The organism is Micromonospora aridisoli (genome assembly GCF_056150025.1).
Window position 1 is genome coordinate 248,604 of record NZ_JAXCFK010000008.1, and the last position, 20,277, is coordinate 268,880.

The following is a 20,277-nucleotide window of genomic DNA, read 5'->3' on the forward strand; positions in this document are numbered from 1 at the left end:
GTGAAACCCGGCCCAGGTGTGGCCCGATCGGTACCGTCCGGTTCGCCTGACCTAGGCTGATTGGCGTGCTGCACGTCGATCCGATCTCCCTGGCCGGCCCGGCCGCGCCGCTGCTCACCGCGGCCGCGACGGGCTCGGCCGCGACCGAGGTGACGACCAGCTCCGTGCCGCTGGCGGCCGAGGCCGCCCCACCGCCGTTCTCGATCACCGCCGTGGTCACCGAGGCCCGGCTGGACAGCTGGCTCGCCGTCGGACTGGTCCTCGCCGCCGGCCTGTACCTCTACGGGGTGCACCGGCTGCGGCTGCGCGGCGACCGCTGGCCGGTCGCCCGGACGATCTTCTTCCTCGGCCCGGGCCTCGGCGGTATCGCCTCGGTGACGGTGAGCGGACTGCACGCGTACGACACCACGCTGCTGTCGGTGCACATGGTGCAGCACATGGTGCTCTCCATGGTCTCCCCCATCTTTCTGGCGCTGGGCGCGCCGGTGACGCTGGCCCTGCGTACGCTGCCGACCGGCCCGCGCAAGCGGCTGCTCGCGGTGGTGCACAGCCGGATCGCGCGGATCTACACCTTCCCGCTGGTGGCGTTCGCCATCTTCGTGGTGAACCCGTTCGCGCTCTACTTCACCGACCTGTACCGCTACACGCTGGAACACGCCTGGGCACATGAGCTGGTGCACGCGCACTTCATCATGACCGGCTGCGTCTTCTTCTGGCCGCTGCTCGGTCTGGATCCGCTGCCGGGACGCTGGCCGTACCCCGGGCGGGCACTGCTGATGCTGCTGTCGGTGCCGTTCCACACCGTGCTCGGGCTGACCATCATGCAGAGCACCACCCTGTTCGGCGGCGACTGGTACCCCTCCCTCGGGCTCAGCTGGGCCGACCCGTGGGAGGACCAGGTGCTCGCCGGCGGGATCCTGTGGGCCGGTGGCGAGTTCGTCAGCGTGACGATGCTCGCGGTCCTGGTGGTGCAGTGGATGCGCCACGCCGAGCGGGAGGCCCGCCGGGTCGACCGCGAGCTGGACCGCCAGGAGGCCCGTCAACGCGCCGCGGAATCCACGGCCTGAGGCACGCGCGGGGCGGCGTGTCACGGGCACCACACCGACCGGTACGATCAGCCACGCAGCTACGAAGTGGGAGCCGTTGGAAGCCATGAGCGAGCACAGCGAGCGGATCATCAAGCTCTGTGCAGTGGCGCCTCAGGACGGCACGAAGCGAAGCGGAGTGTCGGCATGAGCGATCGTCTGTGCACCGTCCTGCTCTACAGCGACGACCCGCAGGTGCGGGACCGGATGCGCCTGGCCGTCGGCACCCGTCCCGCGGCCGACCTGCGGGTCGAGTTCGTCGAGGCGTCCACCTACGCCGAGTGCATCCGACTGGTCGACGACTACGAGATCGACCTGATGCTGCTCGACGGTGAGGCCAGCCCCGGCGGCGGCATCGGCATCGCCCGGCAGATCAAGGACGACCGGAACGACGCTCCCCCGACCTGTGTGGTGATCGCCCGCGCCGCCGACCGCTGGCTCGCGTCGTTCGCCGAGGTCGACGCCACCCTGGTACACCCGCTCGACCCGGTGACCACCGCCGCCACCGTGACCGAGCTGCTGCGCACGAACGCACCCGCCTGACGTCCCACTCCGGCACCGCCACGGCGCCGGGCGAGCCGGCGCCGGTCCCCCACCCGTAACCGTCTGCTCGGGAGGCCCGCCATGGGCGATCGGACCTGGCCGCACCTGCTCACCGCGCTGCTGCGCGGCGACGAACTATCCGCCGCCGACACCGCCTGGGCGATGGGCGAGATCATGTCCGGGTCGGCCACGCCGGCCCAGATCGCCGGCTTCGCCGTGGCGCTGCGCGCCAAGGGCGAGACCCCGGCCGAGGTGACCGGCCTGGTCGAGGCGATGCTCGGCCGGGCCGTCCCGGTCGAGCTGCCCGAGGAGGTACGCGCCGAGGCGCTCGACGTGGTCGGCACCGGCGGCGACCTGGCGCACACGGTCAACATCTCCACGATGACGGCGCTGGTCGTGGCCGGGGCCGGGGTACGCGTGGTCAAGCACGGCAACCGGGCCGCGTCGTCCTCCTGCGGCACGGCGGACCTGCTGGAGTTCCTCGGCATACCGTTGGATCTCGGGCCCGATCAGGTGGTCCGGTGCGTGACCGAGGCCGGGATCGGATTCTGCTTCGCCGCCCGCTTCCACCCCGGCATGCGTCACGCCGGGCCGGTCCGCCGGGAGCTGGGGGTGCCGACCGCGTTCAACTTCCTCGGTCCGCTGACCAACCCGGCCCGCCCCAGCGCGGGTGCCGTCGGCTGCTTCGACGCGACGATGGCACCGGTGATGGCGGCCGTCTTCGCCGCCCGGGGCGACTCGGTGCTGGTGATGCGCGGCGAGGACGGGCTGGACGAGTTCACCACCGCCGCGCCGACCCGCTTCTGGATCGCCCAGAACGGCACCGTCCGGGAGACCGTCGTGGACGCGGTCGACCTCGGCGTACCCCGGGCCACCCTCGCCGACCTGCGCGGCGGCGACGCCTCCCACAACGCCGACGTCGCCCGGCGCCTGCTCGCCGGCGAGCCGGGGCCGGTGCGCGACGCCGTCCTGGTCAACGCGGCGGCGGCCCTGGCCACCCAGGGGCCGCTGGACGGCGACCTCACCGACGCGCTCCGCGCCAGCCTGGACCGGGCCGCCGAGTCGATCGACTCCGGAGCCGCCGGCCGTGCCCTCGACCGCTGGATCGAGGTCGCCGGCACCGCCTGACCCCGCCCGCGCTGTCGGAGGGCCGTGGGAAACTACAACCGAGTAGTTCCGGCGAGATCCACCGACCGGCCGTCGAGCGAGAGGAGAGGTCCGTGTCGGAGCGCGAGCTTCACTGCGACACCTGCGGCAGCGTCCAGTTGTTCGAAGCGCCGCCCTGCGTCGACGGTCACGGCACCGACTGCCCCGACCGAGCCTGCGTCGGCTGCGGGGCGGCGGTCGTCATCGCCACCTTCGTCGGCAACGCGCCGCGCCTGTCGACCCGCCGCCGCGCGGTCCACCACCGCGCCGCCTGAACCAGTCCACCTTCGGCACACGACGCGACGAGGGCCCGCCCCGATATCGGGGCGGGCCCTCGTCGTCGCTTCGAGAATCAGTGCTCGGCGGTACGCCGGGTGCCGCTGTAGTACTCGAAGAGCAGGCCGCAGGCGGCGAAGATCACTGCCACCGCGCCGACGCCGAGCAGCCAGAACTGCCAGAACACCAGTCCCAGGCCGGCGATCGCGGCGGCCAGGGCGAGGCCGAACGGCCAGTAGCTGCCGGGGCTGAAGAAGCCGATCTCGCCCGCGCCGTCGGCGATCTCCGCGTCCGGCCGGTCCTCCGGGCGCAGGTCGATGCGGCGGGAGACGAACCAGAAGAAGCCACCGCACATCGCGCAGAGCAGGAACGACAGCAGCAGGGCCACGGTGCCGATCCACTCGACCCGACCATCCGAGTCGGCCCACGTCCAGCCGCCGTACAGGAAGGTCGCGAACAGCAGGAACGCGGCGATGATCAGGAAGATACGCCACTCGGTCTTCATGCCGGTTGCCTCAGCTTCCCGCGCCGGCCGGAGCAGTGTCCGGGTTGAAGTTGCTCTCGGTACGCCGCGTCTCGAACGGCGTCGTGGTGGTCGCGTACGGCTCCTCGCCGATGGAGGTCAACGCCTCCTGGGTCGAGGCACCGCCCTGCTTGGCCGCGAGGAAGCGGTCGAAGTTCTCCGGCGAGACGACCCGCAGCTCGAAGTTCATGAAGGCGTGGTAGCTGCCGCACAGCTCGGCGCAGCGCCCCACGTAGGCACCCTCGGCCTCCAGCGAGGAGACCTCGAAGACGTTGCGGATGCTGCCGGGCATGACGTCCCGCTTGAACAGCATCTCCGGCACCCAGAACGAGTGGATGACGTCGCGGCTGGTCTCCTCGAAGCGGATCGACCGCCCGGTCGGCAGCACCAGGATCGGGATGACCTCGCTGGTGCCCAGCACCGACGCGGTGGTGTTGGCGTCGACACCCTGACCGTCGCGGTAGTTGAACTGCCAGTTCCACTTGAAGGCCACGACCTCGACGGTGACGTCGGGGTTGTTGGTGGTCTTCACCACGTCGGTCTGCACCACCGCGGTGTAGTAGAAGAGCACCGAGACGATCAGCACCGGCGCGATGGTGTAGAGGAACTCCATCGGCAGGTTGTAGCGGGTCTGCACCGGCAGTTCGTTGCCACGCTTGCGGTAGCGCACGACGCACCAGAAGATCAGGCCCCAGACGAAGACGCCCACCGCGAGGGCCGCGATGCACGAGGCGATCCACAGGTCGTACATCCGCTGGGCCTCGGGCGTGATGCCACCCTGCGGCCAGCCGAAGCCGCCGAACGCCGCTCCGACGTCACAGCCCGTGAGCAGGACCAGCAGCGCCGCCCCACCGAATCCGAGCCCGGCGAGACGCCCGGCACGACGCCCGCCGGCTCGCGGGGATGCGCTGCGCCGCACGGCCGTCGGCCGTACCTCCGAACTCCTTGCGACCACCTGGTCCTGCCTCCCTAGCGCGCCGCGGTGTCTCGTTCCGGCCGGCTCCGCCGAGCGGAGCCGCCGCACCGGCGGCAAAGGCGTCACCGACGGTCGCAGATTACTCGACCATGACGGGCTGGACCCGGTTGGGGTCGTTGTCCGCACCCGACGGGGGATCTTGTGCCGGCCGAGGCGATAGCGTGGGCAGACGTGACTCCCTCCCCGGTCTACCTGGACGCGGCCACCGCCGCGCCGCTGCATCCGGTCGCCCGGCAGGCGCTGCTGGCCGCCCTCGACGACGGCTGGGCCGACCCGGATCGGCTCTACACACAGGCGCGGCGCGCCCGCCAGTTGCTCGACGCCGCCCGCGAGGCCGCGGCCGACACCCTCGGCGTACGCCCCGACGAGCTCTCCTTCACCCCCAGCGGCACGAGCGCCGCGCACACCGCCGTGCTCGGTGGCCTGCGCGGACGCCGGCGGTCCGGCGAGGTGCTGGTGCACTCGGCGATCGAACACTCGGCCGTGTTGTACGCCGCCGAGCGGCACGTGGCCGGCGGCGGCACGACGGTGGAGGTGCCGGTCGACCGACTCGGCCGGCTGGATCTGGACGCCTGGTCGACGGCGGTGGCCGGGGCCGGGGTGGCGTCGGCCGCGCTGATCGCCGCCAGCCACGAGGTGGGCACGCTCCAGCCGGTCGAGGCCGCCGCGGCGGCCTGTGCCGAGGCGGGGGTGCCGCTCTACGTCGACGCCGCGCAGGTCGTGGGCCGGGCCCCGGTGCCGGCCGGCTGGTCGGTGCTGACCGCCAGCGCCCGCAAGTGGGGTGGACCGCCCGGCGTCGGTCTGCTCGTGGTGCGCAAGGGCACCCGCTGGGAGTCGCCCTGGCCGACCGACGAGCGCGAGTCGGGGCGTACACCGGGGACGGTCAACCTGCCGGCGGTGGTTGCGGCGGCGGCGAGCCTGCGCGCGGCGGCGGCCGACGCGGCCGCTCAGGCGGCGCGGTTGTCGCCGCTGGTGGACCGGATCCGGGCCCGGGTAGCGGCGGAGGTACCAGACGTCGAAGTGGTCGGCGATCCCGAGCGGCGGCTGCCGCACCTGGTCACCTTCTCCTGCCTGTACGTCGACGGCGAGGCCCTGCTGCACGCCCTGGACCGGCGGGGTTTCGCGGTCTCGTCGGGTTCGTCGTGCACCTCCGCGACGCTGCGCCCGTCGCACGTGCTGGAGGCGATGGGGGTGCTCTCGCACGGCAACGTCCGGGTCTCGCTGCACGCCGGCAGCACCGAGGAGGACGTGGAACGCTTCCTCACCGAGCTGCCCGGGATCGTCGCCGAGCTGCGGGAACAGGCGGGGGTGACGGGGCTGTGACCATCCCGGAGGCGAGCGGCGGCCCAGCCGACGACGAGACCGGCGCTCCGGCCGACGAGGTACTCGACTGTCTCGGCCAGCGCTGCCCGCTGCCGGTGATCGCCCTGGCCCGCCGCCTGCCGGAGGTGCCGGTCGGCGCACTGGTGCGGGTCCTCGCTGACGACCCCGCGGCGGCGGTCGACATCCCGGCCTGGTGCCGCATGCGCGACCAGGAGTTCCTCGGCACCTCCCCCGGCCCCACCTACACCATCCGCCGAACCCACTGACCCCGCCCCGCGCCACGCGATCTTGCACTTTTCGTCGCCACATGACGGGCACAAGCCTCGAAGAGGCGACCGAAAGTGCAAGATCGGCGAGGGTGGGAGGGAGGGCGGGGAGGTTGGGTGGAGTCAGGGCAGCAGGTGGGGGCGGACCTCGTTGGCGGCCTGGTCGCCGTAGGACTCGGCGAGACGCTTGACGAACACGTCGCGGCGCACCTGATACTCCTGCGTACCGACGGTCTCCAGGACCAGGGTGGCGAGCAGGGAGCCGACCTGGGCGGCGCGCTCCAGCCCGACCCCCCAGGACAGCGCCGTGAAGAAGCCGGCGCGGAAGCCGTCACCGACGCCGGTGGGGTCGACCGCCTGGGTCTCCCGGGCGATCGGCACGTGGATCGTCTCGATCTCCCTCCCGGCGATCTCCACCCCGTGCTTGCCGAGCGTGGTGACCCGGATCTTCACCCGGTCCAGCAGTTGCTCGTCGGAGAGACCGGCCTTGCTCTGCAGCAGTGACTTCTCGTAGTCGTTGGTCATCAGGTAGTCGGCACCGTCGATCAGCGCCACCACGTCCTCGCCGCCCATCCGGGCGAGCTGCTGGGACGGGTCAGCGGCGAACGCGTAGCCGCGCTCGCGACATTCAGCGGAGTGACGCAGCATCGCCTCCGGGTCGTTGGCGCCGATCAGCACCAGGTCCAGCCCGTCGAGGCGCTGGGCGACCGGGTGCAGCTCGATGTTGCGGGCCTCGCTCATCGCGCCCGCGTAGAACGAGGCGATCTGACACATGTCGGTGTCGGTGGTACAGACGAAGCGGGCGGTGTGGGCGACCTCGCTGACGTGCACCGAGTCGCAGTCCACCCCGTGCCGTTCCAGCCAGGAGCGGTAGTCGGCGAAGTCGGCACCCACGGCGCCGAGCAGCACCGGCCGCAGACCGAGTTGCCCCATGCCGAACGCGATGTTGGCCGCCACCCCACCCCGGCGCAACACCAGGTCGTCCACCAGGAAGGAGAGCGAGACCTTGTGCAGCTGGTCGGCGATGAGCTGGTCGGCGAACCGGCCCGGGAAACTCATCAGGTGGTCGGTGGCGATCGAGCCGGTCACGGCGATCTTCATGGCAACCCTCGGGGTCGGCGGCAGAGCCCGATCAGCCTACCGGCACCGTGCCTCCCGGACGACCACCCCGCCCCACCCGCCAACCCCCGTTGATCATGAAGTTGTTGTCATCGACACGCCGACGGGGCGACAACAACATCATGATCAACGGGGAGGGTGCTTGGTGAGGGGAGGCGTAGACGCGGACGGCGGCGCGGCCCTCAGGGGCCGCGCCGCCGTCTGCGTCAAGATCCGGAGACCTCAGCTGAAGGAGTCGCCGCAGGCGCAGGAGTTGCCCGCGTTGGGGTTGTCGATGGTGAAGCCCTGGGCGTCGATCCGGTCGGCGAAGTCGATGGTGGCGCCGGCCAGGTAGGGGGCGCTCATCCGGTCGACGACTACCTCGACGCCGTCGTAGTCGGTGACGACGTCGCCGTCGAGCGAACGCTCGTCGAAGAAGAGCTGGTACCGCAGGCCGGAGCAGCCGCCCGGCTGCACGGCGACCCGGAGCCGCAGGTCGTCGCGGCCTTCCTGCTCGATCAGGGCCTTGACCTTCTGCGCCGCGACGTCGGTGAGGACGACGGACGTGGGGGCCTTGGCCTCGGTCGACTCGGTCTGCGCTGGCGTGGTCACGTGGAATTCTCCCTGCGCGCGTCGGTGTGGTCTCCCCTGGCCAACGTCATCCGCCGGTCAGCGATTCCCACAGTGGTCCAGTTCCTGATTGTAGGCCGCCGCCGGCCGGACGACCCGGCGGCGTGACCAGGCACTCGGTGGGAACCCGGTCAGCGACTCCACTGCCGGGCAAGTCGCGCCCCGAGCGCCCGCAGCCCTTCCGCCGGACGTTCCAGGGCGGCGGCCAGCCCGCCGCGCTCCTCACCGCCGAAGTGCTCCACCAGGCTGTACGTGTCGGTCACCCCGACCGACGCCGCCTCCCGCCGCCCGGTGCTGACCTGGCCGGCGAGCACGACGCAGGGTACGCCCCGGTCGCGGGCGGCGCCGGCCACTCCGGCGACCACCTTGCCGCGCAGCGACTGATGGTCGAACCGGCCCTCTCCGGTGACCACCAGGTCGACCTCGTCGAGCACGGTCTCCAGCCCGACGGCCCGGCTCACCAGCCCGATGCCGGACTCGCACCGCCCGCCCAGGGCGAGCAGCGCGGCGCCGATGCCGCCGGCGGCGCCGCCGCCCGGCAGCGCTCCCAGCCCGCTGGGGCAACCGGGCAGATCCCGCTCCAGCACCTCGGCCCAGCGCCCCAGCGCGGCGTCGAGCAGCAGCACGTCGGCCCGGTCGGCGCCCTTCTGCGGACCGAAAGCGTTGCTCGCGCCGTGCAGCCCGAGCAGCGGGTTGTCGACGTCGGTGGCGGCGATCAACCGGGCCTCCCGTAGCCGGGGCGTCCCGTCGAGGGTCGCCGCCGCGGCCAGCGCCGCACCGCCGTACGGCAGGGCCGCACCGGTACCGTCCAGCGCCACGGCACCCAGCGCGGTCAGCATCCCCGCGCCACCGTCGTTGGTCGCCGAGCCGCCGAGCCCGACCACCACCGTGCGGGCACCGGCCTCGACGGCGGCGGCGATCAGCAGGCCCAGGCCGTACGACGTGGTGGACAGCGGGTCACGCTCGGCGGCGTCGAGCAGGTGCAGCCCGCACGCCTGCGCGCTCTCCAGCCACGCCACCGCACCGCCGTCGGTGAGCAGCATCTCACCGGCGGCCGGGCGGCCGAGCGGATCGGTGGTCGGCACCGGTACCCGCCGACCGGGCAGCGCCTCGGCGAGCACGTCGAGGAAACCCGGCCCCCCGTCGGCCAGCGGCCTGACCAGCAGCTCGTCGCCGGGAGCCACCTCCCGCCAGCCGTCGGCCACCGCGGCGGCCACCAGCGGGGCCGGCAGCGTGCCGGCGAACTTGTCCGGACAGAGCAGTACACGCATGCCTGGCAGTGTGGCAGCCCACACCGGCACGGGCGGCGGGCCGGTCACGCTGTGGGACCATGGAGGGCGTGACGTCGACCTGGGTTGAGCCCTCAAACACCGCCACTGCGCTGCTGCTCCTCGGCCGCGGCAGCGACCCCGCCACGGAACGTGGCGTGGAGTGTCCGGGCGATCTGCCGGCACCGAGCGACCCCGACCTGGTGGCCCGCGCGACGGCGGCCAAGGCCGCGCTCGGCGACCGGGTCTTCGTGCTGGGTCACCACTACCAGCGCGACGAGGTGATCCAGTTCGCCGATGTGACCGGCGACTCGTTCAAGCTGGCCCGGGAGGCCGCCGCTCGACCCCAGGCGGAGTACATCGTCTTCTGCGGCGTGCACTTCATGGCCGAGAGCGCGGACATCCTCACCTCCGACGCGCAGCGGGTCGTGCTGCCGGACCTGGCCGCCGGCTGCTCGATGGCGGACATGGCCGCGCTGCCGCAGGTGGAGAACGCCTGGGACGTGCTCACCGAGCTGGGCCTCGCGGAGCGGACCGTCCCGGTCACCTACATGAACTCCTCGGCGGACATCAAGGGCTTCGTCGGACGCAACGGCGGCGTGGTCTGCACCTCGTCGAACGCGAAGCGGGCCCTGGAGTGGGCGTACCAGCAGGGCGAGAAGGTGCTCTTCCTGCCCGACCAGCACCTGGGGCGCAACACCGCCGTGTTGGAGATGGGTTTTTCCCTGGACGACTGCGTGCTCTACGACCCGCACAAGCCGAACGGCGGGCTCACCGCGGAGCAGCTGCGCGACGCGAAGATGATCCTCTGGCGCGGCCACTGCTCGGTGCACGGGCGGTTCACCCTGGACAGCGTGAACGACGTGCGGGAGCGGGTGCCGGGCGTGAACGTGCTGGTGCACCCGGAGTGCCGGCACGAGGTGGTGCGGGCCGCCGACCAGGTCGGGTCGACGGAGTACATCATCAGGACCATCGAGGCGGCTCCGGCCGGCTCCGCGTGGGCCGTCGGCACCGAGCTGAACCTGGTCCGCCGGCTCGCGCTGGCCCACCCGGACAAGCAGATCATGTTCCTGGACCGCGCCGTCTGCTACTGCTCGACGATGAACCGGATCGATCTGCCGCACCTGGTCTGGGCGCTGGAGGAGCTGGTCGCCGGGCGGGTGGTCAACCAGATCACGGTCGACGCCGACACCGCGCACCACGCCCGGGTGGCGCTGGACCAGATGCTCGCGCTGCCCGGCGCCTGACCCGCCATGGCGTCACCCTGAGTGACAGCTGGGGTACGCGAAAGTGCCGGATCACCGATAAATGCCCTCCAAGGCGGTGTGACCGGATCCATTCTCATCACGGAGGGCTATGCTGCCGGGCGACAACACACGCGGGCGCGGGCGTTTGGGCGCGACTGCGGCCCGGGTAGCGAACCCGGTGGTGTCCACTCATCGAAACGGCAGCACGCACGCGCTGGAGGTTGCGTTGACCGACGACGTCCTGGTCGTACACGGAGGCACGCCGCTGCAAGGGCGGATCCGTGTACGCGGCGCGAAGAACCTGGTTTCCAAGGCGATGGTCGCCGCGCTGCTCGGCGACAGCCCGAGTCGGCTGTTCGACGTACCGAAGATCCGTGACGTCGAGGTGGTCCGGGGTCTGCTCGGGCTGCACGGCGTCAAGGTCACCGACGGCGACGAGGACGGCGAGCTGGTCTTCGACCCGGCGAACGTGGAGAGCGCCAGCACCGACCAGATCAACGTGCACGCCGGCTCCAGCCGGATCCCGATCCTGTTCTGCGGGCCGCTGCTGCACCGTCTCGGGCACGCCTTCATTCCGGACCTCGGCGGCTGCCACATCGGGCCGCGGCCGATCGACTTCCACCTGCAGGCGCTGCGGGAGTTCGGTGCCACCGTCGACAAGACCCCCGAAGGGCTGCACCTGTCCGCGCCGAACGGGCTGCACGGCACCAAGTTCGCGCTGCCCTACCCGAGCGTGGGCGCGACCGAGCAGGTGCTGCTCACCGCGGTGATGGCCGAGGGCGTCACCGAGCTGCGCAACGCGGCCGTGGAGCCGGAGATCATCGACCTGATCTGCGTCCTGCAGAAGATGGGCGCGATCATCAAGGTGCACACCGACCGGGTGATCGAGATCCAGGGCGTGCCGAGGCTGCACGGTTACACCCACCGACCGATCCCCGACCGGATCGAGGCGGCGAGCTGGGCCGCAGCGGCCCTGGCCACCCGGGGCCACGTCGAGGTGCTCGGCGCCGAGCAGGCCGACATGATGACCTTCCTGAACGTCTTCCGCTCGGTCGGCGGCGAGTACGAGGTCACCGACACCCGTCCGCCCCGGCCCGGGCAGCCGGGCCAGGAGGGCGGCATCCGCTTCTGGCACCCGGGCGGCGAGCTGCAGGCCACCGCGCTGGAGACCGACGTGCACCCGGGCTTCATGACCGACTGGCAGCAGCCGCTGGTGGTGGCCCTGACCCAGGCGCGCGGCCTGTCCATCGTCCACGAGACGGTCTACGAGCAGCGGCTCGGCTACACCGAGGCGCTGAACTCGATGGGCGCGAACATCCAGGTCTACCGGGACTGCCTGGGCGGCACCCCGTGCCGCTTCGGCCGGCGCAACTTCAAGCACTCCGCGGTGATCGCCGGACCGAGCAAACTGCACGCCGCCGACCTGGTCATCCCGGACCTGCGGGCCGGCTTCAGCCACCTGATCGCCGCGCTGGCGGCCGAGGGCACCTCCCGGGTCTACGGCGTCGACCTGATCAACCGGGGCTACGAGGACTTCGAGGCCAAGCTCGCCGACCTGGGCGCGCAGGTCGAACGGCCGTAGCCGGCCGACGACGGCGTACCGGCCCAGCCCGCCGCGCGTCCACCGCACCGCGATGTGCAGCGGACGCGCGGCGTTGGCTACCCTTGCCGCGTGCCGTCGCTGTTTCGTCGCAAGTCCGCCGACCTCGCCGATCCCGCCACCGAGCCGTTGACCCCGGCTCAGGAGGAGGCGACCGAGGCGTCCCGTTCCCGTGCCTACACCCCCGCCAAGGGACGGGAGACGCCGAAGCGACCCGTGACCGGTCGTCGACCGGCCGGCGCGACGAAGCCGCTGAGCAAGGACGAGGCGAAGGCGCTGCGCAGGCAGCGACGCGCCGAGGCGGCCGCGGAGTTCCGGCGTGAGGGAGGCCCGCGCGACCGCGGTCCGGAGCGGCTGCTGGCGCGCAACGTGGTCGACTCGCGGCGCACCGTCGGCACCTGGTTCTTCGGCGGCGCACTGGTGGTGCTGATCGGCTCGAACCAGGCGATGCCGCCGGTGATCCGGCTGGCCTCCAACCTGCTCTGGGGCGCACTGGCCCTGGGCGTGGTGATCGACTCCGTGCTCATCTCACGCCGGATCAAGAAGCTGGTCCGTGAGCGCTTCCCGAACTCGACCCAGCGGATGGGCTCGCTGTACGTCTACGCGATCATGCGGTCGATCACCTTCCGTAAGCTGCGTACGCCGGAGCCGCGGGTCGCCATCGGCGACAAGATCTGACGCGAATCAGGCACACCAGGCTCGCGTCAGCGCGTTGGTGCGGGCCACCGCGAGCACGACCAGCACGAACGCCGCTCACCGCCAAGTCGGCGGCACCGCGACCGGCCGAGCTTCCTGGCCGCCGAGGAGCCGTTCAGTCCGTCCCGGGCACCCGGCGACGGGTGACTGACGGTGAGTGCAGGATCGTCGGAAGTCCGATACCGGCATAGAGACAAATGTCCGGATCAATAGGATAACGTTTGGGTCGACGATGGTGCCGTAGTGGCGGTGACCGAGCCCGCGCCGCTACCCTCCATGCGCAGCCATTCGGTGCCCGGACGAGCGATTTTGCCGGCCCCCGGGTTGCCCAGCGCGACCATTTCCGACGAGGTGACATCGCCGTGAGCGAGCGGACGCGAGCCGACCACCGGGGCGCGACCGTGAGCGAGCGGGCGCCGGCCCTGGGTTTCGCCACGGGCCGGACCGGAAGGTCAGGTCGGCACGGGTCCGCCGAGCAGGCGCAGGGTCTCCGGGTCGCGACCGGCGGCGCCGACCCGCGACGTTCCGGCCGCAGCGACAGGTCCGGCGGATGAGTCGCGGCTACGCCGATCGGTGGCACGATCCTGCCGAGCCGTCCTGGGCCGCCGAGCCGACCAGCGAATGGCAGCCGCAGTTCCCTGGCCAGCGCTACCCGGGTGACATCGGCGTCGAGCACCAACCGCCGCCCGCGCGAGGCCGAGCGAGCGCCGTCGGGCGCGCCGAGGTACCCCCGCTCGCGCCGACCAGGCCGGACGGCACGTACGTGGGCCGGTCCTGGGACGAGGAACCGGACGGCTTGCCAGGCCGACACGATATGCCCGACCGGCGACACCCCGAGGGCCCGAACGGTTCGCGGCCGTACGAACGGTCGGTGCCGCCCGCCTCTCGACCGGAGCAGTCGCGCCCCGAGGGGCGGCGCTCGCCGTACGGCGAGTCCGCCCGGGGACGTGACGGTGTCGTCTGGTCGGACTTCGGATCGCAGGCCCCCGGTACGGACGCGCCCTTCCGCCGTGACCAGCGTGACCCCGACCGCCGCGACCCGGACCGGTACGCCGACCGCCGAGGCCCGGAGCGTTCCGTCGACCGCCGCGACCCACGCGACCCGGACCGGTACGCCGACCGCCGCGAACCCGACCGCCGCGACCCGGGGCGGCAGACCGACCGCCGCGACCCCGACCGGTACCCCGACCGCCGCGACCCGGACCGGTACGCGCGACGCGATCCGGAGCGGTACGCCCGGCGCGAACCCGACCGCCGCGACGGCCGGTACCCGCGACCCGATCCCGACCGGCGGGGCCAGCGCGAGCCCGACCCTCACGCGGGCCGATCACGCCGCCCCGAGCCGACCGGACGCGACGAGTACCGACGCGGGGCGCCGGTCTCCCCGGCCGCCCGCCTCGAGCCCGGTTGGGCACCGGAGGCGGACGAGGAGCTCCGTCGACCCGCCGCTGCGCAGCGACCGGTCGAGGGCGCCGATCGGCGGCCACCGGACGACGCCTCCCGCCGGCCCCGGTACCAGTGGAGTCAGCACCCCGGCCAGCCGACCCGCAACGACGGTCCGGTGGTGGACGGTTACCGCAACGATTTCGTGGTCGCGGACCCGGAGGCCGCCCCGTATCCGGACGGATACGTCGACGACGAACCGGTCCGCACCACGCCCGACGAGTGGGCCCCGCAGCGGGATCGCCCGGAGCCACCGACGCCGGACCAACAGGCGTACGGCGCACCGTCGCGCGGTGACCTGCCGTGGCCCGCGCCCGGACCGCTGCGGCCCAGCAGCGGACGGGACCACCGCGAGTACCAGCGGCCCACCCCGCCGCAGCAGGGTGCCGACCGCCCACGCGACGACGACCGGCGACCGAGCGGCGTCCCGCACGCGCCCGGCCCGGAGCGGTTCGTCGACCAGCCCGCCGCGACCCTGCCCGGCCCCGAACGGCCCGTCTCCGCGGTACCCGATCAGGACCCGCGCCGACGTCATCTGTCGGTGGTGCCGGACCGCCCCGTGTCGCCCGCACCGGACCAGGACCGTCCCGTCTCTCCGGCGGCCGGCCGGGCCCGGCCGGTCTCCCCCGCCCCGGAGCACCACCGGCCGGAGGTCGGCCGCCCGCACCGGGAACATCCCGCCGCCGGGGAGCGGCGGGAGACGCACCCACCGGGTCCGGATCGTGCTCCGACCGCCCGCCCCGACCGGGACCGGGCCGACCGCCCCGGCCAGCACCAGGACCGCCCCGCTGTCGCCTCGGGCGCCGACCGGGCACCGACCGGGGAAACGGTCCGCCCGGCACCACTGCACCAGCACGAGGTGCGCCCCGCTCCGTTGCACGAGCACCAGGTCCGTCCGGCTCCCCTGCACGACCAGCCGGTCGTCGCCACGCCACCGCCGACGCCGGCGCCCTCGGTCGCCGCCACGCCACCGGTCACCCCGCCTCCCGTCCGGCCCGTCTCCGCACCACCCACCCGGCCGCCGGTTTCCGCGCCACCGTCGCAACCACGGGTCACCGCGCCGCCACCGCACCGACCCGTCTCCGCACCACCCACCCCACCGCCAGCCCCAGCGCCCGTCGCCCACCGGCCCGTCTCCCCACCACCCACCCGGCCGCCGGTTTCCGCGTCACCGTCGCAACCACGGGTCACCGCGCCGCCACCGCACCGACCTGTCTCGACACCACCCACCCCACCGCCGGTCTCCCCCACGTCGGGACGGTCGCCCGGGGCGAGCGGCACCGACCAGGCGCCGGCCGGCCAACCGCCGGCAGCTCGACACGGTCGGACCGACAACGACCTGCGGGCGGCGCCGGCACCGGTCACCCGGCAGCCCACCCGGTACGTCCCGCCGGCACCCGAGCCGTCCACGCCCGCGCCCGCCCGACCGGCCTCCAATGGCCCGCAGAGCTGGTTCGGTCCCGCCACCGAGCCGGCCGTGCCGCCGGCCCCGGAGCGACCCGCGCCCTCCGCACCGCCACCACAGGAGCAGGTCGCGTTCGCGTCACCCGTCACGGAGTCGCTCGTCGAGCCGGTCCCGGGTCGGCCGGTGCCTCCCGACAAGGTCGACGTCCAGGGGCGGCCGGTATCGGCGTCACCCGTTTCGGCACCGCCGACATCCCCGCCGCCCGAACGGCCCGCCGCAACGCCACCGACGCCACCGGTCTCCGCCGGGCCACGGTACGGACCGCCGGTCTCCGCACCGCCGGTCTCCGCACCGCCGGTCTCCGCACCGCCGGTCTCCGCACCGCCGGTCTCCGCACCGCCGGTCTCCGCACCGCCGGAGTACGGTCCGGCGGTCTCCGCGCCACCCGCCGAGCCCGGCCTCGTCGCACCGGTCTCCGCGGTGCCGGCATCGGCACCACCGCTCTCCGCGCCGCCTCACGCCGGACCGTCGGACGACCTGGCTCACGCCGGACCGTCGGACGACCTGGCTCACGCCGGACCGTCGGACGACCTGGCTCACGCCGGACCGTCGGACGACCTGGCTCAGGCCGGCCACTCCGGACAGCCCGGTGACGCCATGGAGCCTCCCCCCGGCCGTGGCGAGCCCGGCGACCCGGTACCGCCCGGTGACGTGGCCGAGCCGGTCGAGGCACTGCTGTCCGCGTCGTCCGTGTCGGCTCCCCCGGCCGAGAGCGAGCAGGGGTTTGCGGACCCGGCCGACGGCGAGCCGGGCTCCAAGGATCCGGCCGACGGCGGGTCCGAGGACCGGCCCGACCGCGAGGAGGGATCCGAGGATCCGGGCGACGGCGAGCCGGTGCCGGAACCGCCGGCCGATCCCGAACAGGTGTTGGCGAGCTACCGCTGGCAGCTCGACCCGGTGACCCTGCGCGAGGTGGTGGACGACCCGGAGGAGTTGCGGAGCGTCCGGGAACGGCTCACCGAGAAGCTCGCCTCGGCCCTCGACAACCGTTCCCGGGCCCGGCTGCTGAGCCTGCGCGCGGTGGCCTCGCGGGTCCTCGGTGACCTGGACGATGCGCTGGACGACGGCCGGATGGCGTTGACCTACGCCGAGGCCACCGGGGAGTTGCGCCGGGCGGCGCTCGCCCAGGCCCGGCTGGCTCACGTGCTGCGCTGGCGCGGCGAGTTCGCCGAGGCCGACCGGTTGTTCGCGGAGGCCAACTCGGTCGAACTACCCGATCGGCTGCGGGCCGCCCTGCACGAACACTCCGCCCGCTGCTGCTACGACCAGGGCCGCCTGATCGAGGCCTGCCACCACTTCGAGCGCGCGCTGGACCTGCGCGGCGAGCAGGACGCCGAACTGCTGGCCCGGGTCCGGACCGGGTTGGACGCGGTGGCCACCCGAGCCGAGGAGAGCGGCTTCGGGCCGTACCCGCGAAGTTGGGACGAGGTGTTGGAGCGCGACCGTGCGCCGGTGCCGGCGCGCGACGGAGGCCAGGGTCTGTGGGGGTACGCGGACGCCGAGGGAGACATGGTGGTGCCCGCCCGGTACGCCGAGGCACAGCCGTTCCGGGACGGCCTGGCGTGGGTACGCGGACCGCAGACCGACCGGTGGTCGCTGATCGACCTGGCCGGCGAGACCGTGCTCCAGCCGACCTACCTGGCGGCTCGGCCGTTCTCCGACGGCCTGGCCTGGGTGGTGCGGGACGAAAGCGGTTGGCACGCCGTCGACACCACCGGCGAGGTGGCGGTACCGCCGGGTTTCGCCGAGGTACGGCCCTTCCACAAGGGTGTGGCGGTGGTGCGCCGGGAGGGCTGGGGTGCCGTCGACCGAACCGGCCGGATCGTGGTGCCGACCCGCTACCACGGATTCCACACCGCCCTGGCCGACGGGCAGTACATCGACGGCTTCACCGAGGAGGGGCTGGCCGTGGTGGACCTGGCGGGCCGCAAGGGTGTGGTCGACCGGGGCGGTCAGGTGATCGTCGCACCGGCGCACCCGGTGTTGCTGATCCACCCGGTCGCCTTCCTGGCCACCAACAGTGCCGGAAACTGGGGTGCGCTGGACCGGCGCGGTGAATCGTTGATCGGTCCGATGTTCCATCACCCGGCCGCGGTGATCGCCGAGATCGAAGGGCTGCTCACCGACGCCAACCCGGTGCTCTGAGGACGCGCCCGACCGGGCCGCCAGCGCTCCACCACCGGCATCGGCTGGTCACCGCCGTAGTCCGTGTGAGATCAGGCCGGCACAGCCGACCGCGCCGACGATGACCGGCTTCGGTGCCTCCGGGCCTGCCCGGTCTTGGGTCCCATCCGGCACGGGCTGGTGCTCACGGCACGGGCCGGCGGGCCGGTTGGGCGGTCGGGGCGGTCGACTGCTGGCCCGGCGGCGGTCCCAGCAGCTCGATGCCGTGCCGCGCGGAGGCGTGCCCGAGAGCGGCCGGATCGATCGGTGCCGGGTCCGGCAGCCGCCGCTCGGTCGCCGGCACCCCGACTTCGGCGACGTACCCCTCGAAGCCGGCGGGGGTGGTCAGTTGCAGCACCCGCAGCGGTTCGTCCGGACCCACCACGAAGGTGTGCGGCCTGCCCACGGGAAGCAGCACGAAATCGCCGGGACCGGCGGCGAGCACCGCGTCGTCGCAGTAGAACGTCGCGGTCCCGGAGAGCAGGTAGAACATCTCGTCCTCGACCTGGTGCCGGTGCAGGGGCGGGGCGAAGCCGGGTGGGTTGACGAACTCGACCGCGGTGAGCCGCCCGCCGGTCTGCGCACCGGTCGCCTTGACGGTGACCAGGTTGCCGAGGAACCAGAAAGCCTCCCCCTCATCGGGCCGGCGTACGAACGGGTGGACGGACACGGTGCCTCCCAGGGGTCGGCCGAACTTCGACAGACGTCGCACTATTGGATAGCCGGCTGCTATTCGATAGCCGACGGTTTAGTGAATACATTGCTAGTATGACGACGTCATGGGTGAAGTCAAGGACGGAAGACCGACCAGGCCGTACCGCTCCCGGATCCGCGAGGAGAACGCCCGCCGGACCCGGCAGGCGGTGGTCGCCGCTGCGACCGACCTGTTCGTGAACCGGGGCTACACGGCGACCTCGCTTGCCGACGTGGCAGCGGCGGCCGGGGTGGCCCGACCGACCGTGTTCGCCGCATTCGGCTCCAAGGCGGCCCTGCTGCGCCAGGTCCTCGACGAGGCACTCGCCGGCGACGACGAACCGGTGCCGGTGGCGCAACGCCCCTGGTACCGACCGGTCTGGGAGGCCACCACTCCGGGTGCGGTCCTCGACGCGTACGCCGAGGTGTGCACCCTGATCGGCGCGCGGACCACCCGAGTGTTCGAGACCGTCCGGCGCGCCGCCGACGGCAGCCCCGAGGTGGCCGAGATCTGGCAGACACTGCTGCGCAACCGACGGATCGGCGCCGGGACGGTGGTCGAGCGGGTGTGTGCCCTGGGCGCGGGGCTGCCCGAGGGCGCCGACGTGGAGGCCGCCGTCGACAAGGTGTGGTTCTACAACGACCCGGCGCACTACGGAGCGCTGGTGCTGGAGCGCGGCTGGACCGAGGACGCCTTCCGGGACTGGCTCGGCCGGACCATGCGATACGCCCTGCTGGCGGGCTGAGCGGGCCGGCCAGGGGCGGGCTAGGGTCGGACCATGGAATTCCGACACCTGGGCCGCTCCGGCCTGATGGTCAGTGAGATCTCGTACGGCAACTGGATCACCCACGGTTCGCAGGTCGAGGAGGAAGCGGCGTTCGCCTGCGTGCGAGCCGCCCTCGACGCCGGCATCACCACCTTCGACACCGCCGACGTGTACGCCGGCACCCGCGCCGAGGACGTGCTCGGCCGGGCGCTCCAGCAGGAGCGGCGCGAGGGTCTGGAGATCTTCACCAAGGTGTACTGGCCCACCGGGCCGGGTCGCAACGACCGGGGCCTGTCCCGCAAGCACATCATGGAGTCGATCAACGGGTCGCTGCGCCGGCTCCGGACCGACTACGTGGACCTCTACCAGGCCCACCGGTACGACTACAGCACTCCGCTGGAGGAGACGATGGAGGCGTTCGCCGACGTCGTGCACTCCGGCAAGGCGCACTACATCGGCGTATCCGAGTGGAAGGCGTCGCAGATCCGTGAGGCGCACAGCCTCGCCCGGGAGCTGCGCATCCCGCTGGTGTCCAGCCAGCCGCAGTACTCCATGCTCTGGCGGGTCATCGAAGCCGAGGTCATCCCCACCAGCGAGGAGCTGGGCATCGGGCAGATCGTCTGGTCCCCGATGGCGCAGGGCGTGCTCTCCGGCAAGTACCTTCCCGGCCAGCCGCCGCCGTCCGGCTCCCGGGCCACCGACGAGAAGTCCGGCGCGGGCTTCATCGCCAAGTGGCTGACCGACGACGTGCTGACCCGGGTGCAGCAGCTCAAGCCGCTGGCCGACCAGGCCGGGCTGAGCATGGCCCAGCTGGCCATCGCCTGGGTGCTGCAGAACCCCAACGTGTCGTCGGCCATCATCGGGGCGTCGCGCCCCGAGCAGGTGCACGACAACGTCAAGGCGGCCGGCGTGAAGCTCGACGCCGGCCTGCTCAAGGCGATCGATGAGATCGTCGACCCGGTGACCGAGCGGGACCCCGCGCGTACCGAGTCGCCGGCCGAGCGGCCCTGACCCGGCCCCGTCCGGCCGGCGTGCCGTACGCCGGCCGGGCGGGTGGGGCGCGTACCTC

At 72.9% G+C, this 20,277-nt stretch carries 18 protein-coding genes; 12 read left to right on the forward strand and 6 right to left on the reverse strand.

The window, feature by feature from the left end:
* Positions 1 to 65 precede the first annotated feature (65 nt).
* The 4 genes from SM447_RS18865 to SM447_RS18880 all read left to right on the forward strand — a co-directional run bounded on the left by SM447_RS18865 (position 66) and on the right by SM447_RS18880 (position 3,049).
* Entirely contained in the window at positions 66 to 1,067 is a 1,002-nt protein-coding gene (locus SM447_RS18865) for a cytochrome c oxidase assembly protein (RefSeq protein ID WP_474574128.1), read from the forward strand.
* Positions 1,068 to 1,232: 165 nt separating this feature from the next.
* The gene (locus tag SM447_RS18870; RefSeq protein WP_474574129.1) at positions 1,233 to 1,628 is read left to right on the forward strand and encodes a response regulator; all 396 of its coding nucleotides are present in this window, start codon (positions 1,233 to 1,235) and stop codon (positions 1,626 to 1,628) included.
* 81 nt (positions 1,629 to 1,709) lie between these two features.
* Positions 1,710 to 2,756 (forward strand): anthranilate phosphoribosyltransferase, encoded by a 1,047-nt coding sequence (gene trpD, locus SM447_RS18875; protein WP_474574130.1) that lies wholly within the window; start codon positions 1,710 to 1,712, stop codon positions 2,754 to 2,756.
* A 92-nt stretch (positions 2,757 to 2,848) separates the two neighbouring features.
* Positions 2,849 to 3,049 (forward strand): hypothetical protein, encoded by a 201-nt coding sequence (locus tag SM447_RS18880; RefSeq protein WP_474574131.1) that lies wholly within the window; start codon positions 2,849 to 2,851, stop codon positions 3,047 to 3,049.
* A 77-nt stretch (positions 3,050 to 3,126) separates the two neighbouring features.
* On the opposite strand, the gene SM447_RS18885 is transcribed toward SM447_RS18880, so the two are convergent.
* Together SM447_RS18885 and ctaC are read right to left on the reverse strand one after the other, a co-directional pair.
* Positions 3,127 to 3,555: a cytochrome c oxidase subunit 4 gene (locus SM447_RS18885; protein WP_474574132.1), complete on the reverse strand. Its 429-nt coding sequence runs from the start codon at positions 3,553 to 3,555 to the stop codon at positions 3,127 to 3,129.
* A 10-nt stretch (positions 3,556 to 3,565) separates the two neighbouring features.
* Positions 3,566 to 4,528 carry an aa3-type cytochrome oxidase subunit II gene (gene ctaC, locus SM447_RS18890; protein ID WP_474574133.1) on the reverse strand — a complete coding sequence of 321 codons (963 nt, stop codon included), beginning with the start codon at positions 4,526 to 4,528 and terminating at the stop codon, positions 3,566 to 3,568.
* A gap of 192 nt (positions 4,529 to 4,720) precedes the next feature.
* Here ctaC and SM447_RS18895 point away from each other — a divergent pair, with 192 nt between their 5' ends.
* Entirely contained in the window at positions 4,721 to 5,872 is a 1,152-nt protein-coding gene (locus SM447_RS18895) for a cysteine desulfurase family protein (RefSeq protein ID WP_474574134.1), read from the forward strand.
* A gap of 2 nt (positions 5,873 to 5,874) precedes the next feature.
* Complete coding sequence (locus tag SM447_RS18900; protein ID WP_474574234.1) at positions 5,875 to 6,138, forward strand: sulfurtransferase TusA family protein; 264 nt, start codon at positions 5,875 to 5,877, stop codon at positions 6,136 to 6,138.
* Positions 6,139 to 6,261: 123 nt separating this feature from the next.
* Here SM447_RS18900 and SM447_RS18905 read toward each other — a convergent pair whose 3' ends face one another.
* From SM447_RS18905 to SM447_RS18915, 3 genes are all read right to left on the reverse strand, one after another.
* Positions 6,262 to 7,239 (reverse strand): carbohydrate kinase family protein, encoded by a 978-nt coding sequence (locus tag SM447_RS18905; protein WP_474574135.1) that lies wholly within the window; start codon positions 7,237 to 7,239, stop codon positions 6,262 to 6,264.
* Between the two features lie 240 nt (positions 7,240 to 7,479).
* Positions 7,480 to 7,848 carry an iron-sulfur cluster insertion protein ErpA gene (gene erpA / locus SM447_RS18910; protein ID WP_013735179.1) on the reverse strand — a complete coding sequence of 123 codons (369 nt, stop codon included), beginning with the start codon at positions 7,846 to 7,848 and terminating at the stop codon, positions 7,480 to 7,482.
* A 149-nt stretch (positions 7,849 to 7,997) separates the two neighbouring features.
* Positions 7,998 to 9,137, reverse strand: a complete 1,140-nt coding sequence (locus SM447_RS18915; protein ID WP_474574136.1) for a glycerate kinase family protein — start codon at positions 9,135 to 9,137, stop codon at positions 7,998 to 8,000.
* 68 nt (positions 9,138 to 9,205) lie between these two features.
* Here SM447_RS18915 and nadA point away from each other — a divergent pair, with 68 nt between their 5' ends.
* The 4 genes from nadA to SM447_RS18935 all read left to right on the forward strand — a co-directional run bounded on the left by nadA (position 9,206) and on the right by SM447_RS18935 (position 17,730).
* On the forward strand, positions 9,206 to 10,381 hold the full coding sequence (gene nadA, locus SM447_RS18920; RefSeq protein ID WP_474574137.1) for a quinolinate synthase NadA: 1,176 nt from the start codon (positions 9,206 to 9,208) through the stop codon (positions 10,379 to 10,381).
* Between the two features lie 109 nt (positions 10,382 to 10,490).
* Positions 10,491 to 11,963, forward strand: coding sequence for a UDP-N-acetylglucosamine 1-carboxyvinyltransferase (gene murA, locus SM447_RS18925; protein WP_474574138.1), 1,473 nt, complete (start codon positions 10,491 to 10,493; stop codon positions 11,961 to 11,963).
* Between the two features lie 90 nt (positions 11,964 to 12,053).
* Positions 12,054 to 12,659, forward strand: coding sequence for a DUF3043 domain-containing protein (locus tag SM447_RS18930; protein ID WP_474574139.1), 606 nt, complete (start codon positions 12,054 to 12,056; stop codon positions 12,657 to 12,659).
* A 568-nt stretch (positions 12,660 to 13,227) separates the two neighbouring features.
* Entirely contained in the window at positions 13,228 to 17,730 is a 4,503-nt protein-coding gene (locus tag SM447_RS18935) for a WG repeat-containing protein (protein WP_474574140.1), read from the forward strand.
* A gap of 163 nt (positions 17,731 to 17,893) precedes the next feature.
* Here SM447_RS18935 and SM447_RS18940 read toward each other — a convergent pair whose 3' ends face one another.
* Positions 17,894 to 18,418, reverse strand: coding sequence for a quercetin 2,3-dioxygenase (locus SM447_RS18940; protein ID WP_474574141.1), 525 nt, complete (start codon positions 18,416 to 18,418; stop codon positions 17,894 to 17,896).
* A gap of 109 nt (positions 18,419 to 18,527) precedes the next feature.
* Here SM447_RS18940 and SM447_RS18945 point away from each other — a divergent pair, with 109 nt between their 5' ends.
* Together SM447_RS18945 and SM447_RS18950 are read left to right on the forward strand one after the other, a co-directional pair.
* Complete coding sequence (locus SM447_RS18945) at positions 18,528 to 19,187, forward strand: TetR/AcrR family transcriptional regulator (RefSeq protein WP_474574142.1); 660 nt, start codon at positions 18,528 to 18,530, stop codon at positions 19,185 to 19,187.
* Between the two features lie 33 nt (positions 19,188 to 19,220).
* On the forward strand, positions 19,221 to 20,219 hold the full coding sequence (locus SM447_RS18950) for an aldo/keto reductase family protein (RefSeq protein ID WP_474574143.1): 999 nt from the start codon (positions 19,221 to 19,223) through the stop codon (positions 20,217 to 20,219).
* Positions 20,220 to 20,277 lie beyond the last annotated feature (58 nt).